We start from the raw sequence: 14,924 nt of genomic DNA on the forward strand, positions 1-14,924 counted from the left end.
AGGTTGTTTAAGATTGGTTGGGAAAAGATAGTAAAATAATTTAAAGTAGATACTTTGAACCCGATACTAATACTCTTACTATTTATTTAACGACATCCTATCAGCAAAAAGTGTATTTTAACCATTAGAAATTTAAAAAAATAAGTTTCCATGTCAAATCAAGAATTAATAATCGAAGAACGAAGTCGTGATATTGGTGATTTTCTGGTAGGAAGACTTATACCCTTTAGAACCAAAAGAATGGTAGGCCCCTTTATTTTTATTGATCATATGGGTCCTACAGTTATTAAAAAAGGATCGTATATGGACGTGGATCAACATCCGCATATTGGTTTATCTACCTTGACTTATTTGTTAGATGGCGAAATTATACATCGGGATAGTATAGGAACGAATCAGCGTATTACTCCAGGTTCTGTTAACTGGATGGTTGCCGGAAAAGGAGTTACGCATACAGAAAGGACCCCAAAGGATATGCGTGATGGATCAGCGTTTTTGGCGCACGGATATCAAATTTGGGTTGCATTACCAAAACAACTCGAAGATATTGAACCTGCGTTTCATCATTTGGATAAGAATGAGTTGCCAAATTGGAAAGATGGAACTACAGAATATAAGTTGATTGCCGGAAAAGGATATGGTAAAGAATCACCTTTACCTGTACATTCAGAGCTTTTTATGGTTGAAATAAAAAGTAAAGAACAATACGAACTAAAGATCAAAGGAGAATTGCAAGGAGAGATTGGTATCTGTATTGTAGATGGCGAAATACAAGCTTGTGAAAATACAATTGAGAAAGGAAGCATGCTGGTTTCAAAAATTAAAGATAGCTGTTCTGTGATTTTAGAACCTAATACCCATCTATTATTATTTGGCGGTCAACCTTTTTTTGAAGAAAGACATATCTATTGGAACTTTGTGTCTTCGAGCAAAGAGAAATTAGAAAAAGCTAAAAATGATTGGCGTAACAAAGAATTTCCAAAAGTCCCAAATGATGATAGTTATGTTGTGATGCCGGAGTAATGCTATTTAGTACGCCGCCAATTCTCTACGTATTTCGTGTAATGTCTTATTCGTATTAACCAACTCTAGCACCACTTCTTTTCTAAACGCATCCAGATCCTCATAATCATAATATTTAGCCCATTTATGATCTTCTAACAAGTTTTTGATTTGCTTGATCAATTTACGAGTAGCTTCTACAGGTCGTATCACAGCGATCTCATCATAATTAGGATTATCCTTGTGCTTATACGTTACTGTTTTCGTTTCAAAATCTACTGAAATATAATATGCATCTACATCCTGATCTAAATTCTCTCTAAAATCAGTCCAGTCAGCATATCCCAAACGGAGATCATCAATCTCTACAGGGATTTCTGAAATTAGCCTCCAATTACATTTAGCAGCTCTTCCCCAATGATTTGACAATCGGTATACTCCATTGGTAGTATAATAATAGGTGCTTCCGGACTCGCTTCGATAATGCGGTTTTCTTCTAGAGATTTCCCGTAGACGTACTCCTCTAAATACACAATAGGTATTTTTGAAGAAATTATTCCGAGTAAATTTCTTAGTTTGTGTAATTTGTTCTTCCAATGACTTCTTTTTTTCCAAGTACAAAGAAATTGTTTTTTAAGAAGAAAAAGAAAACAAGTTTTTAACAGATAATTGTTAGGAAAATAAAAAGTACTATTTATTGCTCTTTCTTACCAACTAATAAAAACATACAATACCCTACTAGATTTCCAATAAAAATTCCAAGATAATGCGGTAAAACGAATAATGCTTCATAGAAAATGCCAGCACGTTTACCCCATTTTCTTGTACAAGCTCTTCCAATATAGGACATTCGCCACCAATGATTTGTTTTACGACCTTGGCGACCATCTCTATAGACTTCTTTTCCTGTGGTATATACGCAACGTAGATGCCCTTTAAGGCTACATTGATCTACATTTGCAAATTCGCCCATCGAATTATCTATATTTTTCATGTTTTACTAAATAGTAGTCCTTTTGACAATATAATCTCATTTAGCACTAATTTATTTAAAAATTACAGATGTACGTAAATTAATTTGTTCCAAAATTTTCTAGTTCTTTAGCAAAGAATGTATTTGAGAAATCATTTGTTACCTTATTTACGTATTGTAAAATCTCATCACTATTCATCTGATCAACACGTTTTTTAGCATATAATTCTGGAAAAACATTGATTAATTTGTTTTGTATATGAGCTATAAGCTTGATAAGATCATTACAATATACCGATGGATTATTAAATCCATTTTCTTTTCTAAATCGATGTACTAACCTTCCACCCTGACAGACATCTCTGATGGGGCATTCTAAACATTTTGCACATAATTTTGTAGTACTATCTTCAAAATATAATTTCCCCAACGGAGACTTTTTAATATCAGAGAAATCATTACGCTGCACATTCATTCCAGATTTAGTAAATCCGTGACCACAGGCTTTTAGCGAATCAATTGCTTCAATTTCGCCATTAGTTTCTACTACTAATACAGCTGATTCATTATTAGAATTCTCTGTAACACCTAATAATCTATTAATTAATCCCAAAAACATCGGAATTTTATACCTACCTGAATCTTGTATCCAAATATCGAAAAGTGTAATCAACCAATTTGCCATTACAGTTTTTTCTGTATCAAATGGAAAGTTATCATAGGTAAAATCAGGAATTAAAAAGTTTACAGAATTTACCTGCATTTTTTTAAAACTTTTATAAATTTCTTCAGGCTCCTCCTCAATATTGATTACACAAACAGTATCGGCATATCCGATGTTATCTTTGAGCAAATTTACCGCATTAAACACTTTATCATAACTACCATTTCCTTTATGATCCACTCGAAACATATCATGCGCTTTTTTTGTACCATCCACACTAATACTTGGGTAGATATGTAGTTCTCCAAATAATGAACACCAATCTTCATCAATTAAAACTCCATTGGTTTGTATGTCATATCGAAAAACTACATCTTTCAATTCTTCTTTAATTATATTGGCTTTAGAAACAAAAGTTCGATAAAATTCTTTTTCTATCAGTAGCGGTTCTCCTCCATGAAAAATAAACGAAAACTCTTTCTTATCGTAAGTGAGTATATATTTTTTGGTTTTTTCCAGTATTGAATCGATCATATTATAAGACATAAACTTAGGTTGCCCCTTGTATGTGGTATCGCCTAGATTATACATAAAACAATAGGAACAATTAAGATTACATCTACTGGCAATTTTGAGTATTAAAGCATCAAATTGCATGAGCTATATTTTTTAAGAGTTTAATTTGATTGTGATACTAAGCGAAGCTCAAAGGTAATATGATTGTACAAGTAAATTTTCTTGACTTCGCTTAGTATGTTATGAATTGATTTAACAATCCTTTTTTCTAATGAATACAACCTAGTCTATACCTGCATTTCCTCTAAAATAACTTGAGAAAACATTACCGACTATGGCTAATCCATTTTATCTTGGCCCGTCGGGAACTCCAATAGCTACCACAACGCAACGCTGTAATGTTTCTGACCAAGCCTGACCATTTGCACATCGTCTACCACCACTAGTGGGATAGTAAATGGGAGCTGGTACATCTTCTGCTCCACCTAGAATAGCTTTCATGTTTCTAAGTTCTTTTGCAGAAAATTTTTCTAAGCCTCTGGGTAATAAGAATACCTTTTTCATTATTTGTATGTTTAGATTTTGCCTACTCTTGATGATTTTCGGCTACCTCAATAAAGTTGTAGTGATCAAGCGCGCGCTTTGATTGTACAACTTTATATACAAGGAAAAATATTTTGTTACCCTTTGAAACATGAAAGGTTTACAAACTAATAACAATACGACCTTTTGAGTTTATTTACGAAAGAACTCAAAATACCAATGAATTTTAAAATTTAGCATGGATTATTTATGTAATGAGGAGATTCGAAAAGTGGTTTATTATTGTTTCTGACTGAATTGTTATTAAAAAGGTCTATTTTTCTCCCAGATATACCCAATAACCACTTTCTTTTATGAATCGAGAGTTTTCATGAATTACTTGCAGGGTTCCGTTTTCAAAATAAAAAGCTTTGAATTCTACAGTACCTTCATTATCCGATTCGGTACCCTTTGTTGTGTGCAAAACCTCTAGTTTAACCCACTTTACAGAGTTGGTCCATTTTACGATAGATTTTTTCTCTTTTATCTCAGGTCGTGTAGTACTGTGGTGACTTTTTATTAAATAATCCCCATTGCCCACTACAAAAGCACTATACCGGGATCTCATTAATTTTTCAGCAGTAATAGCTTTTGTGATATCTTGATGAATCTTACCACAACAAGTGTCATATGATCGTGATTTTCCACAATAACAATCACTCATTCTTAGAAATGTTTTCTTTGGATTCATTCGACTTTTGCACGATCAATTTTAATCGTTCTTTCCTAAGCGCTTTTTCCTTTCTGAGCTTGTTCTTTTTACGGTTTATAAGTTTTGTATGCTTTGCTTTATTTACCGTATTCTTTTCTCTTCCTTTTTTAGCCATGTTTAAAATCCAGTTGTTTTATGCAAAAGTAAAGAAGACTCACGTCCAATTTTTTAGAATTGAATGAATATCTGATTTGACATCAAGTCTAATTTCTTTTTTCCGTTTTCCTTTACCAAATTGTTGATCGTAATCGGTCTCAGCGTGTCGTACATGTGCTTGTACAGCTAGATCAATCATAGTACTATCAAATTCTTTTGCTTTTGCAGTTCTGCCCACTCGCCCACTATATTTTTTGCAAGCATGTGCGGCAATCTCAAATTCTCGTTTTGATGGACAATTAGGATATCGGGTTCTAATCGCTTTAGCAAAATTTAGTATGAATTCGTGATCTTTTTGTTCTCTAATCCTGGCGGCTTTTTTATTTTTTAGAATTCTTGCTTCTTGGTCTTGTTCACACGCTACACGTGCTTTTTCAATCGCAATCGCCTCTACTAACTGACCTCTTCGTTCATATCGTTTTCTACGTTGATTCCAGGCAAGCACAACTCCGCAGCGCATCGAATATTTCTTAGACCTTCTGGTCATTGCCACATCTCCAGGAGGTAACAATACGTATCCTTTAAAAGGAGAACAATTAAAACAGGTACCTTTATGACTTTCGCTTTCTGCAACAAATGATTTGCCTAAAGGAATCTTTTTACCACAAGAGATACATCGTAGTTTTTTCTTTTTAGTCAGAAATATATTTTGAGAAACTGTTGCCAAACCAAAGAGTAATTGAACACGAAAATAAGATTTTATTCGATTTTAACTATATATAATTTAGGGGATTTATGGAAAAAAAATAAGTATTTACAAGTAATATATGGGGAATTTATCAATTTTTATGCTTTTTAGTTTGTGTTTTTACGGTTTTTCCGTAGTTTAGTATCGCCTTAAATCTTAAAATCAAACACTTATGCAAAAAACTACCCTAGAAAAGCGCTTTAATTCGCAAAATTTAGCGGAAAAATATCATCACATATGGAACACTGGGATACATCTGTTTTCTATGAATGATGCCAATCGTGATTTTTACTACAGTATTTTCTATATTGATTTTCTATTTGCTGAAATAATTTACAATAAATTGAATGGTGAGATTATTGCGATAAAAAGTTTTACTGACAAATCTAAATTGATGTTTTATCTCAGAGAAGATTTCAATTAAAGAAACAGTCTTTCTATTGAATATATGAGTACCATGAGACTTAATTTAGATTTGAAATTAAAACATTTTGCCCCGTTTTTATTGTAACTAAATTTGAATAATTTGCCCTAAATATTTCACCAAATCTCTCGTGGCTCATATGCTCAATATAAATTACTTCAAGAAATCAGCAATTAGAATAATACCATATATCCAAAAATTATATAATAAAGTATAACTTAAACCAAATGCGATACTTTTAGTTGGGTTTCCTTTACATATCGGAGATTTTTTAAAAACTAAACGCAATGCTCTAAAGAAGATCCAGTATAACATTGCTAAGAATATTATTACCATCGTCCATAATATACCTCCAAATAACCATAATAATATTCCTATTATTATGGTTATTAAAACCCAGAGTAGTATTCCTAAAAGGATTTCTTCAAATCCATCGTCCATATCGGGTAGTTTCAGTGAGGTATCAAAAACCTCAGGTATACTCTCCTTCTCAAAATCCAGACGATCGGTCATTTTACCTAAATTATCCTTTAGTTTTACACCTTTGTATAGTCCAATTGTTATAAAAAGAAAAAATACTATAGACAATATGGTTGAGGATAATAGAGAATTTTCAATTATTGTTCTTTCTTTTCCAAGTCCAAGTTGCCAGACAGATAGTACGGTAAGAAAGATTACCAATAATGTAATATAAAATATCCCTTTGGTAGTGATATAATAGAGTTTAGGTCTTTTTGTAAAACTCATTAACTAGTCAGGTTTATAGAACATTAGAAATTTGTTCGAAATGTTTTTTGTAAAATATCTGCTTGTTTAGAGGGGATACCTGCTTTATCCGCATAATGACTCCAGTTGCTTACGACATCTAAAACTTGTTGTATTGTTTCTTTGCTCTTATTATACCTTATTTTATTACCAACAGTAAGTAAATCTTTTGTGGTAAAATCACCTCTTTTAGCATTCGCTGACATCTGATGCATGCTCGTCCATATACCGGTAGGGTTGTAAGAATATGTAACATCATATGCGGGTGCTAATTTCCATACCCCTTGCTGATCCATTAAGAAAGAGATATTCTTAGTATGATCATCTTGGTTTCTAGCTATAATATTTAATACCATTCTTTTATATAATTGGGTAGCATCCTCGTGTGGTAATCCGAGTTGCCGCATAATATCAAAAGCATTTTCATATGAATATGCGCCAGGAGATTTATAATCAAAATGTGCTAGCGAACATAATGTTTGCATATGCAGTTTCTGATTATTTGATAATCGATCAAATCTTTTAGTCATGAAATGAGCTCGATCGTGTTCTTCGAACAATTGAGAATGCTCCATATGAATTCCACAATCCAATGCCATTAGATAGTAAGCATATTCTATCCTTCCATACCCTTGCGGATCGCTAAGGGATACGTCATTTACACCATCAAACTTAAAAAGATAATGTTCAAACCCTTCAGGAACATCTGTTTGTCCAGACCTAATCTCGTTAGTTTTCGAATTATACGCAATAATTGCTTTTGCACGTTGTCCGCCGGCAGAAGTACCTACTTTTATCAATTCATTTAGATGTTCTGTCTCAGAGATATTAAGTGCTATTTGCTCACGAGAGTTCAATACTTTTTGTGCAAGTGTAACAAGTTTATCGATTTCTACGGTACTTGCGACCCTTTTACCAATGTTTCTAGCAGGCTGAAATTCTAAAGCTCCCATTCCGCGTCTTCCTATATAACACAAACGGTCTAAAGGTGTGAATTGAGTTTTAGAAATATTATTAAGCAATAACCACTGGTCGATTAATCGATTTCCAAAATCATCTGGTAACACATCTGATAACATCCCGGGTAATCCTTTAAAAGTATCTTCATTAAGACGTGGAAAATTATATATTCTTCTTTCTGAGCTATGGATAGGCATATGTACGGGCGAAACATCCCAATTATTTTTTAGAAAATTCGGAAAAAATTCGAAAGAAGCATATTTTTTATCGACATCCCAGCTCAAAGCTCCTAATTCTCGTCCCCAAAGTGTTATTTTGATTACATCTACCATGATGATTTTTTTGGTTTATCGTCAGAACCTCCTGAAGCCCTTTCTCTTTCTTTACCTTTTAATTTTAGTAATTCTACAGGACTGATACCTGGATCTGGTAAAAATGAACTCAAAGAGTCAAGCTCTCCAAACGCCCTCAGAATCTGAATAAACGTGAGTAATGTTGTAGATTTACCCGACTCAAAGTTTTTAATTGTCTGTACATGAACTCCTGCTCTCTTAGAAAGTTCTTCTTGCGTAATATTGAGATTAAGTCTTCTTTTTTTTACACGTTGTGTAAGCTCAAATAAAACATCATCATCAGAAAGTTGTTTTAAATCCATACTACTTATTTAATGTATATTAAAATATACTTTGTATTTAAAAAAACATATTTATGTATAAAAATTTATACTTTATGATTATATATGTAAATATACTAAAGTATATAAAAATATATCTTATAGTTCTTTAAATATTCTAAAATATAAAAGAATATACTTTAAAATATATATAATTCAAATTAAAAATAGCAAATTATCATATATGTATCCACAAATAAGTTTATACAACAATCTATTAAGTAAAAAACTTGAAGTAATGATTTAAAGTGAGCGTATTAAAATTAAATGGTTAAATACTATTTAGATCGATAAAGCATATTAAGAACCAACCCGGTAATAACCATAAGAGTTCCCAATATACTCAATAATGGATATGCATCTCCAAACAAAAAAATTCCGGCAATCATAGTAAAGACAACTTCCATATATTTTAGGGAAACCACTTTATTAGTCACTTGTGATTGAAAAGCTTTGGTCATAAACAATTGTCCAAAATAGCCAAATACGCCCAAACTACATAAGAATACCCATTCCCAGCCTTCAGGAGTTTTTGTCCAATGAAAAATAGATAGTATGCCTCCTAAAATAGTGGCTATCCACATAAAATAATTAACAATAACTACTGGATGATCCTTTAAGCCTATTTTATTAATCAGCACGTACACCACGCCGCTAAACAATGCAGATAAAACGATTAATAACAATCCAATAGAATTGATATCCGTATCAAATCCTTTGATCATTAAAACACCAAAAAATGCAATTAGAAAAAACAACCATTGTATTTTTTTTACTCGTTCTCTAAGAAAGATTACAGCCAGAATGGTAGCAAAAATAGGTGAAAGGTATCGAAGGGATACTGCAGAACCTATTTTTAGGTACGCTACGGACATAAAAAAAAATCCCATAGACGTAACCCCTGCTAAACCGCGAAACACGAGTAATTTCTTCTGGTTTCCTGCTATTGATATTTTATAATAAAACAAGAAGGGCATGGTAAAAAACAGAGTACCGATAGATCTAAAAAACACTAGTTGATATGCACTAAAACCAATTAAATATTTTACCAATAAATTCATTACCGTAAAGGATACGGTACTTAGGATCATAAAATATATAGCTTTTTTCAAATGCTTATTCTTTTATACTCATCAGATAATTATATAAGATAATGAGCCTTCAAATATAGAACTTGCCTAAAGATTATTTATAAAATACAGAATACATTATTCTTAAAAGTAAGATGTAGAGAATGAGTATTACTAATTTTTTTGGCTTCCTTTTTGATAGTATGAAGTTAAAAAATAGAATAACAAAAAGATGAAAACATCATGACATTAGATCGACAACCCTATGGTTTTAAATTATTTTTATTAATTTGTCCTATCAATTAATGCCTCTTACCTACTATGAAAAAAGTATTCCCCATACTTGTATTACTTATGATACAGGGAGTCAGAAGTCAGTCTTACAGGGTTTTGGACGTGACTAAAAAATCCCCTGTTTCCTACGCGACTATTTCATTTGGTAACGGTAATGGTTTGTTTGCCGACGCGGATGGAGTTTTTCAGTTTTCAAAAAAAAGATATAGGGATATAGATTCTATCTATATATCCGCACTTGGTTACACAGAAAAAACTTTAGCTACAAAAAATTTACCTAAGAATATTTTACTAACACAAGATGTCTCAGAACTTCAGGAAGTAGTAGTAACCGCTGAAAATCTAGGAAAGTATAGAACGAAACGAAAGAGTTCTAGAGTACACGATGACTATTTTAGATGTTGGTTACCAACCGTAGAATCTGAAATTGCTGTGTTTTTTCCTCGAGATCCACTTAAATCAACTAAAATTGCTTCAGTATTTTTGCCTGTTATGATGGAATCTTCTAGTGAATCTGGAAGGAAACAATCTTTTTCTACGTTGTTTAAAATGCAGTTTTATAAAAACCACCAGGGCTTTCCTGGAAAAAGATTGCCTAATGATGATATTATTTTCAGAATTACGAACAACAATAAAACTAATTTTGAGCTTGACATTTCCGAATATAAAGTTTTTATACCCAAAAATGGTGTATTCATATCCATACAAGTATTGGGGTATACCGATAAAGAAGGAAGACTTCAGCATACTAAAAAATATCACGAAGTTGAGACGCGCAAAGGAATTGTTAAGGTTTCTACTACATTCAGACCACTACTGCCTTTTACAAATAAAATCGATGACAATATTACCTTTACCCGAAGAATATTCTTTAAGAATAGAACATGGCAACGTTTTGATACTGAATACAGTGAAAATAACATCTTAATTCAAAAAGGATTTATGAATTATGGCATGGGTGTTAAACTTCATGTATACGAGAAATAGGTCAGAAGGTTACATCATAGGGTATTCACTCATGTTCCATCAGATTAAGCACGAATAACCTAATCTAAAAAAGATCTTTTCTTATTATGTTGTACAGCTACTTCCAAGGATTTTTTCTGAATTGTTTTGTTCTTTGTAAATTGTACAGCATCTTCAATTTGCAAAAAATTGTGCTGCACTCCCAACGCATCTGTAAAACCTGATCTTTTAAGAAAATCCCTAACCGGTCCTATAGTCCCAGACATTAATAATTGAATTCCTGATTCCTCTAAATATCGATGTACATCCTCTAAAATATGTAATCCTGTACTATCAATATCGTGGATGTTCGTACTATCTAAAATTAAGAACTCAGGCAATGGGTTTCGTTTTTTGATATACCTAAGGATGGTTTCTTTGAAATAACTAGTATTTGCAAAATACAGCTGGTCATCAAATCGAATAATTAAATATTTGGAAGACCTTTTGGCATCTGGAAATCTGTTAACATTTCGATAATAATGGGTGTCTGGAATATGTACCAATTCTGCAATATGAGGCCTGGAACTATAAAATTGTAAGAATAAATAAGAAAGTATCACCCCTATGAAAATTCCTTTTTCTACTCCAAAAATCAACGTTCCTAAAAATGTGATAATCATTACAATAAACTCTCTTCTTCTTAATTTGAGAAGATACTTAGCTTCCATAAAATTAATAAGACCAAAAACTGAGACGAGTATAATTGCAGCTAAAACTGCTTTGGGGATATAGTAAAAAAAAGAAGTGAAAAACAACAGTGAAATAATTACCATAATTACGGTAATTATAGACGAAATTGTAGTCTTCCCTCCTGCTTCATCATTAATCGCAGACCTACTATAACTACCCGAAGAAGGTATCGCCTGAAAAAAGGATCCAACTATCTTGGCAATACCCAATGCTAGAAGTTCTTGGTTCGGTTTAACTATGTGATCACGATTTTTCATTTCTAATGATTTAGCAATACCAATACTGCCAACATATCCAATAAAAGTTACCGTTAGTACTGATGGTATCAATGCTATCATCGAATCATAACTCATATCAGGAATACTGAAAGAAGGTAACCCTTTGGGAACATCTCCTATTACAGAAAGCCCTTTATTTTTCAAATCAAATACAGCAGTAATTATTGTAGTTGCTATTAGCACAAAAAGTGCTCCCGGAAAAGATTTTTTCCATTTCTTTAGCATAATCATCACTACAATAGAACCTAGACAAACACTCATTGTGATAAGATGAATTGAAGAAATATTTTGTATAATGAACCATATTGATTCATGAGTGTAACTAAAATTTGGGACTTCCATTCCTAATGATTCCCCAAGCTGAGAAATAATAATAATGATAGCTGCCGCTGATATAAACCCCGAAATTACAGGTTGGGAAATGAGATTGATCAGAAAGCCCATTCTCAAAAAACTAAGAGCCAACTGCAGAACCCCAATTAATAAACCTGAAAAAATCACTAGATTGATAAACTCCTTCGTAAACGGTACTGCTAATTGATTCACTCCACTCATCACTAAGATGGCAGTAACCGCAACAGGACCAATGCTTAACTGCCTTGAGGTTCCAAAAAAGGCATATACAACCAACGGAATAAGACAAGCATATAATCCATATATAGGTGGTGTTCCTATTAACAAAGCATATGCAATTGCTTGAGGAATCAACACAACAGCCACGGTAATCCCAGCTACTAAATCCGCTGCAAAACTTGTTTTATTATAACCTTTTAAAGATACTAAAACCGGAAATATTTTAAATAATGCTTTGACAGTTGCTATATTTTGAATTAGTACTGTAAATCTACGATAGTTTAAGATTTTATACTAAATGATTTACAAAAAGCATTTGTATTTTTTAGATTTGGTATTTTTGGATAATTACATTAAAGAATGAACGAAACACTACTTCTTTTTCTTCTTGCTATAGTTGGTTTTATAGCAGGAGTTATTAACACTATAGCTGGAGGCGGGTCTCTATTAACTTTACCCATGTTAATTTTCATGGGGTTACCACCAACGATAGCCAATGGCACCAATAGAATAGGTATTTTTATTCAGAGTATTACATCGGTAGCAGGTTTTAAAAGTAAAGGGATTCGACCCTCAATTTTTAGTTTCTATTTAGGGATATCCGCTTTGATAGGGTCGTTAATTGGTGCAAAGATCGCTATTAACATAAAAGGTGAAACGTTTAATAAAATATTAGCCATTGTGATGCTGGTGGTCGTATTATTTATGGTTTTCAAACCCAAAATAAACACGAAAGACCTGATAGAACGGATACAAGGCACCTACCGTTTTTCATCCATTCTGGCTTTTTTCTTTATAGGAATTTATGGTGGTTTTATACAGGCAGGTGTAGGAATCTTTATTCTGCTGGCTCTTAGTTCTATAAATAGAATGAGTTTAGTGAAGTCTAATGCTGTAAAAGCAGTTGTAGTTTTTATTTATACCATAGGTGCATTGGTGATTTTTGCTTTTAACGATCAAATAGATTACTTATATGGTTTTGTATTAGCCTTTGGCAATGCGTCTGGAGGTTGGTTCTCTAGTAGATGGTCGGTAAAAAAAGGAGATGGTATTGTCAAAATATTTTTGATAATCATGGTAATTGCTATGGCTATTAAGCTATGGATGGATAGTTAATCTTACATTAAAATGTTTCTGGTTTTACAGTCATTTTATACCTTGTTACATAACTAAAACCATATATAATGAAATTTTATACCCTATCTCTATTTATCTTTAGTCTGTTTTTATCGAGTTGTAAAGAAACTAAAAAAGAAGAAACTACCGGTGAAACAGCCAAAGAAGAAATTATTGTAAATAATGAATCCTCAGAAAAACCAATTTCTGATCTTCAAATTATCCCTATCCAGCACGCTACTACCGTATTAGAGTATAAGAAAAAAACTATCTATATAGATCCAACAGGTGGAGCTACAGCATTTGAAAATCAAAAACTTCCAGATTTAGTACTCATTACAGATATTCACGGTGATCATATGAATATTGAAACTTTAGATAGCCTAGACCTTTCAGATTCTAAAATAATTGTGCCCCAGGCGGTTGCAGAAAAACTTCCGGCAAATTATACAGATCAGCTAGTTATTATTAATAACGGCGAAGTAAAAAATGTGGATGGAGTTTCTGTCGAAGCCATACCCATGTATAATTTAAGAGAAGAAGCATTAAAATTTCATGTTAAAGGACGCGGTAATGGATATGTAATTACACTTGGAGATGAGCGTTTATATTTTTCTGGAGATACTGAAGATATTCCTGAAATGAGAAAACTTGAAAATATCGATAAAGCATTTGTTTGTATGAACCTTCCGTATACGATGACTGTAGAAAGTGCTGCTGATGCGGTTTTAGCATTTAAACCTAAAACGATTTATCCCTATCATTACAGAGGTACTGAAGGATTAAGTGACGTATCAAAATTTAAGGAAATTGTGAATAAAGGTAATTCTGAGATTGAAGTAATACAACTGGACTGGTATCCAAGTACAAAATAGCCACAACAGTAAAAAATGAGCTAAAAACTGCTAGGTGAGTTTAACTTCTTAAGCAGTTTTTTTCATTTAATAATCTTTACTTTTGCTAGCTACATAATATGATTAATAAAGAGCATTTATGTAAATAAAGTATAAAATCTTAATTAACCCCAAAAACGATAACGGACACCTTGTATTTTTTAAAAAAAAATGAAATTCGTCTTAAAGAAATGCTTCCAAACGAGTATGTGGATATCCATTCTCATCTACTACCTGGCATCGACGATGGAGTAGAAACAATTTATCAATCTGCTTACATTATAGAACAATTTGAAAAGTTAGGAGTAAAAAAGATTATTACGACTCCTCACGTAATGGAGGATGTTTGGCCCAATACTACAGAGGTCATTAGGTCTAAACACATAGAAATGCAAAACGTACTTCATACACTTAACATAGAAGTAGTTCTGGAAGCAAGCGCAGAATACATGTTGGACGACCTTTCTTACAAAAGGATAAAAGAAAATGATATTATTCCATTAAATCAAAAATATGTATTAGTAGAAATGTCTACATTTAATCCTCCTATTAACCTAAAAGAAATTCTTTTTGAAATAAAAATAGCTGGTTTCACCCCTATCCTTGCACATCCAGAACGTTATTCCTTTTATAATGATAACATTACTAAATTTATTGCACTAAAAGAGTCTGGGTTTTTATTTCAGCTAAATCTTCTTTCGATTTCTGGGTATTACGGAGAAAAAGTAAAAAACACAGCGGTAAAGCTTCTTACTGAACATCTTTTTGACTTTGCAGGCTCAGATATCCATAATTATCAGCAGTTTGAAATATTAGAAAAAGGGTTTAGTACTAAACACGCACATAAAGTTTCTGAATTAATGAAAAAAAACTCTTCTTTCCGTTAA

Annotated in this window: 18 protein-coding genes; 6 read left to right on the plus strand and 12 right to left on the minus strand. The window is 32.4% G+C overall.

The features are described from left to right. Positions 1 to 150: 150 nt before the first annotated feature. Complete coding sequence (locus tag ACWGOQ_RS09625; RefSeq protein WP_452057735.1) at positions 151 to 1,023, plus strand: pirin family protein; 873 nt, start codon at positions 151 to 153, stop codon at positions 1,021 to 1,023. A 6-nt stretch (positions 1,024 to 1,029) separates the two neighbouring features. Here the strand turns inward: ACWGOQ_RS09625 and ACWGOQ_RS09630 are convergent, their stop codons facing one another. The 7 genes from ACWGOQ_RS09630 to ACWGOQ_RS09660 all read right to left on the minus strand — a co-directional run bounded on the left by ACWGOQ_RS09630 (position 1,030) and on the right by ACWGOQ_RS09660 (position 5,272). Further along, positions 1,030 to 1,617: a hypothetical protein gene (locus ACWGOQ_RS09630; RefSeq protein WP_452057736.1), complete on the minus strand. Its 588-nt coding sequence runs from the start codon at positions 1,615 to 1,617 to the stop codon at positions 1,030 to 1,032. A 79-nt stretch (positions 1,618 to 1,696) separates the two neighbouring features. Continuing rightward, positions 1,697 to 1,996, minus strand: a complete 300-nt coding sequence (locus tag ACWGOQ_RS09635; RefSeq protein ID WP_452057737.1) for a hypothetical protein — start codon at positions 1,994 to 1,996, stop codon at positions 1,697 to 1,699. Positions 1,997 to 2,075: 79 nt separating this feature from the next. Beyond that, positions 2,076 to 3,296: a radical SAM protein gene (locus ACWGOQ_RS09640; RefSeq protein ID WP_452057738.1), complete on the minus strand. Its 1,221-nt coding sequence runs from the start codon at positions 3,294 to 3,296 to the stop codon at positions 2,076 to 2,078. Positions 3,297 to 3,503: 207 nt separating this feature from the next. Next, positions 3,504 to 3,719 (minus strand): hypothetical protein, encoded by a 216-nt coding sequence (locus ACWGOQ_RS09645; protein ID WP_452057739.1) that lies wholly within the window; start codon positions 3,717 to 3,719, stop codon positions 3,504 to 3,506. Between the two features lie 292 nt (positions 3,720 to 4,011). Continuing rightward, complete coding sequence (locus tag ACWGOQ_RS09650; RefSeq protein WP_452057740.1) at positions 4,012 to 4,401, minus strand: YchJ family protein; 390 nt, start codon at positions 4,399 to 4,401, stop codon at positions 4,012 to 4,014. Further along, positions 4,394 to 4,564: a hypothetical protein gene (locus tag ACWGOQ_RS09655; protein ID WP_452057741.1), complete on the minus strand. Its 171-nt coding sequence runs from the start codon at positions 4,562 to 4,564 to the stop codon at positions 4,394 to 4,396. The genes ACWGOQ_RS09650 and ACWGOQ_RS09655 overlap by 8 nt, the downstream gene beginning before the upstream one ends. Positions 4,565 to 4,603: 39 nt before the next feature. After that, positions 4,604 to 5,272: a DUF2293 domain-containing protein gene (locus tag ACWGOQ_RS09660; protein ID WP_452057742.1), complete on the minus strand. Its 669-nt coding sequence runs from the start codon at positions 5,270 to 5,272 to the stop codon at positions 4,604 to 4,606. A 193-nt stretch (positions 5,273 to 5,465) separates the two neighbouring features. Here ACWGOQ_RS09660 and ACWGOQ_RS09665 point away from each other — a divergent pair, with 193 nt between their 5' ends. Beyond that, the gene (locus tag ACWGOQ_RS09665; protein WP_452057743.1) at positions 5,466 to 5,717 is read left to right on the plus strand and encodes a hypothetical protein; all 252 of its coding nucleotides are present in this window, start codon (positions 5,466 to 5,468) and stop codon (positions 5,715 to 5,717) included. A gap of 153 nt (positions 5,718 to 5,870) precedes the next feature. Here ACWGOQ_RS09665 and ACWGOQ_RS09670 read toward each other — a convergent pair whose 3' ends face one another. The 4 genes from ACWGOQ_RS09670 to ACWGOQ_RS09685 all read right to left on the minus strand — a co-directional run bounded on the left by ACWGOQ_RS09670 (position 5,871) and on the right by ACWGOQ_RS09685 (position 9,227). Then, complete coding sequence (locus ACWGOQ_RS09670; protein ID WP_452057744.1) at positions 5,871 to 6,464, minus strand: hypothetical protein; 594 nt, start codon at positions 6,462 to 6,464, stop codon at positions 5,871 to 5,873. Positions 6,465 to 6,487: 23 nt separating this feature from the next. Further along, a complete protein-coding gene (locus ACWGOQ_RS09675) occupies positions 6,488 to 7,774 on the minus strand; it encodes a type II toxin-antitoxin system HipA family toxin (protein ID WP_452057745.1) in 1,287 nt (428 codons plus the stop codon). Beyond that, a complete protein-coding gene (locus tag ACWGOQ_RS09680) occupies positions 7,768 to 8,097 on the minus strand; it encodes a helix-turn-helix transcriptional regulator (RefSeq protein ID WP_452057746.1) in 330 nt (109 codons plus the stop codon). Before ACWGOQ_RS09680 ends, ACWGOQ_RS09675 begins: the two co-directional genes overlap by 7 nt. A gap of 296 nt (positions 8,098 to 8,393) precedes the next feature. Beyond that, positions 8,394 to 9,227 (minus strand): DMT family transporter, encoded by an 834-nt coding sequence (locus ACWGOQ_RS09685; RefSeq protein WP_452057747.1) that lies wholly within the window; start codon positions 9,225 to 9,227, stop codon positions 8,394 to 8,396. A gap of 279 nt (positions 9,228 to 9,506) precedes the next feature. Between ACWGOQ_RS09685 and ACWGOQ_RS09690 the strand changes: the two genes are divergently transcribed. After that, positions 9,507 to 10,466, plus strand: a complete 960-nt coding sequence (locus ACWGOQ_RS09690) for a carboxypeptidase-like regulatory domain-containing protein (RefSeq protein ID WP_452057748.1) — start codon at positions 9,507 to 9,509, stop codon at positions 10,464 to 10,466. Between the two features lie 59 nt (positions 10,467 to 10,525). Here ACWGOQ_RS09690 and ACWGOQ_RS09695 read toward each other — a convergent pair whose 3' ends face one another. After that, on the minus strand, positions 10,526 to 12,286 hold the full coding sequence (locus tag ACWGOQ_RS09695) for a SulP family inorganic anion transporter (protein WP_452057953.1): 1,761 nt from the start codon (positions 12,284 to 12,286) through the stop codon (positions 10,526 to 10,528). A gap of 102 nt (positions 12,287 to 12,388) precedes the next feature. On the opposite strand from ACWGOQ_RS09695, the gene ACWGOQ_RS09700 reads away from it, so the two are divergent. The 3 genes from ACWGOQ_RS09700 to ACWGOQ_RS09710 all read left to right on the plus strand — a co-directional run bounded on the left by ACWGOQ_RS09700 (position 12,389) and on the right by ACWGOQ_RS09710 (position 14,924). Beyond that, positions 12,389 to 13,144 carry a sulfite exporter TauE/SafE family protein gene (locus ACWGOQ_RS09700; protein ID WP_452057749.1) on the plus strand — a complete coding sequence of 252 codons (756 nt, stop codon included), beginning with the start codon at positions 12,389 to 12,391 and terminating at the stop codon, positions 13,142 to 13,144. 68 nt (positions 13,145 to 13,212) lie between these two features. Then, the gene (locus tag ACWGOQ_RS09705) at positions 13,213 to 14,019 is read left to right on the plus strand and encodes an MBL fold metallo-hydrolase (RefSeq protein ID WP_452057750.1); all 807 of its coding nucleotides are present in this window, start codon (positions 13,213 to 13,215) and stop codon (positions 14,017 to 14,019) included. 170 nt (positions 14,020 to 14,189) lie between these two features. Then, positions 14,190 to 14,924, plus strand: a complete 735-nt coding sequence (locus ACWGOQ_RS09710; RefSeq protein ID WP_452057751.1) for a tyrosine-protein phosphatase — start codon at positions 14,190 to 14,192, stop codon at positions 14,922 to 14,924.

The sequence above is a fragment of the Aquimarina ulvae genome (assembly GCF_053613295.3).

Excerpts from the sequence above, each read along its gene's own strand:
- ACWGOQ_RS09645 (WP_452057739.1), bottom strand. The coding sequence starts at position 3,719 with ATGAAAAAGGTATTCTTATTACCCAGAGGCTTAGAAAAATTTTCTGCA.
- ACWGOQ_RS09680 (WP_452057746.1), bottom strand. The coding sequence starts at position 8,097 with ATGGATTTAAAACAACTTTCTGATGATGATGTTTTATTTGAGCTTACA.
- ACWGOQ_RS09650 (WP_452057740.1), bottom strand. The coding sequence starts at position 4,401 with ATGAGTGATTGTTATTGTGGAAAATCACGATCATATGACACTTGTTGT.
- ACWGOQ_RS09670 (WP_452057744.1), bottom strand. The coding sequence starts at position 6,464 with ATGAGTTTTACAAAAAGACCTAAACTCTATTATATCACTACCAAAGGG.
- ACWGOQ_RS09700 (WP_452057749.1), top strand. The coding sequence starts at position 12,389 with ATGAACGAAACACTACTTCTTTTTCTTCTTGCTATAGTTGGTTTTATA.
- ACWGOQ_RS09635 (WP_452057737.1), bottom strand. The coding sequence starts at position 1,996 with ATGAAAAATATAGATAATTCGATGGGCGAATTTGCAAATGTAGATCAA.
- ACWGOQ_RS09655 (WP_452057741.1), bottom strand. The coding sequence starts at position 4,564 with ATGGCTAAAAAAGGAAGAGAAAAGAATACGGTAAATAAAGCAAAGCAT.
- ACWGOQ_RS09625 (WP_452057735.1), top strand. The coding sequence starts at position 151 with ATGTCAAATCAAGAATTAATAATCGAAGAACGAAGTCGTGATATTGGT.
- ACWGOQ_RS09705 (WP_452057750.1), top strand. The coding sequence starts at position 13,213 with ATGAAATTTTATACCCTATCTCTATTTATCTTTAGTCTGTTTTTATCG.
- ACWGOQ_RS09675 (WP_452057745.1), bottom strand. The coding sequence starts at position 7,774 with ATGGTAGATGTAATCAAAATAACACTTTGGGGACGAGAATTAGGAGCT.
- ACWGOQ_RS09665 (WP_452057743.1), top strand. The coding sequence starts at position 5,466 with ATGCAAAAAACTACCCTAGAAAAGCGCTTTAATTCGCAAAATTTAGCG.
- ACWGOQ_RS09640 (WP_452057738.1), bottom strand. The coding sequence starts at position 3,296 with ATGCAATTTGATGCTTTAATACTCAAAATTGCCAGTAGATGTAATCTT.
- ACWGOQ_RS09690 (WP_452057748.1), top strand. The coding sequence starts at position 9,507 with ATGAAAAAAGTATTCCCCATACTTGTATTACTTATGATACAGGGAGTC.